At 36.7% G+C, this 974-nt stretch carries 1 protein-coding gene; it reads left to right on the forward strand.

From position 1 onward, the window contains the following. Window positions 1-87 precede the first annotated feature (87 nt). A partial coding sequence (locus tag AC1DOS_RS20310) for a DUF4097 family beta strand repeat-containing protein (protein ID WP_477538938.1) occupies window positions 88-974 on the forward strand: 887 nt, incomplete at its 3' end.

Below are 974 nucleotides of genomic sequence, written 5' to 3' on the forward strand. Positions count from 1 at the left end.
GGTCAGTCTGAATCAAAAACTCATTCAACACACTCGAATTCAGAAACACACAACAAGAAATCCACGTCCTCTCAAGCAGAAGATTTTATGGACGATATTAAACGAGATTTCACCCAATTCAGTGACCGCTTCATGCAATTTATGCAAACAACTGTCGGGAAAATGAAATCATTTGATTTCGATATGCCATTTGGTGAACCGAATGAATTTCACCACACTGTTACGAAAGAAAACGTTGATTTTAAAGAGATTTCTGTTGATATAGCCAATGGTAAATTCGAAATATATCCATCACAAGATGGGCAAGTACGTGCAGAATGTCATGTGAAGGTCTACCGTTCAACTTCTGAAGAAGATACAAAGAAAGAATTTCTTGAGAAGTTTGTATTTGTGGTTGATCAACAACGATTACGAATTATTAGTGATTTAAAAACAACGTCTGTAAATGTTGTTTTATATGTACCTACAAAACTGTACGATTCAATTTCAGTTCGATTATTTAATGGTTCATTTATCGGAAAACATTTAGAAGTGGATCGTCTGAAAGTGAAGACAGCGAATGGCAAGATTGAACTGAAAGATGTTCAACTCGAAGATGGAGAAATTCAAACTGCAAATGGCGCGATTCAGATAAAAGACGCTAAAGGGAATAAAATTGATGCTGAAACGATCAATGGAAAAATCTATATCGATGGTCATTTAAGAGACATCGAGGCCCAATCGGTTAACGGAAATGTCGTCGTTACAACGAAAAATCCTGATGCTCGTAAAATTGAAGGGCGCGCGGTAGCTGGGGCAGTAGAAATATATATTCCTTCCACAGTTGGTCTACAAGGCGACATAGCTTCTAACTTTGGGAAAATGGATGTTGCATTACCCGATGTAACACGAGTAAATGAACAAGAGCATTTCTTACAAAAAAACATTCGTTTTACAAAAGAAATTGCAGAATCTACTGTTGCTCCTCTTTATAT

It is taken from the genome of Paenisporosarcina sp. P5_A11 (assembly GCF_056400705.1).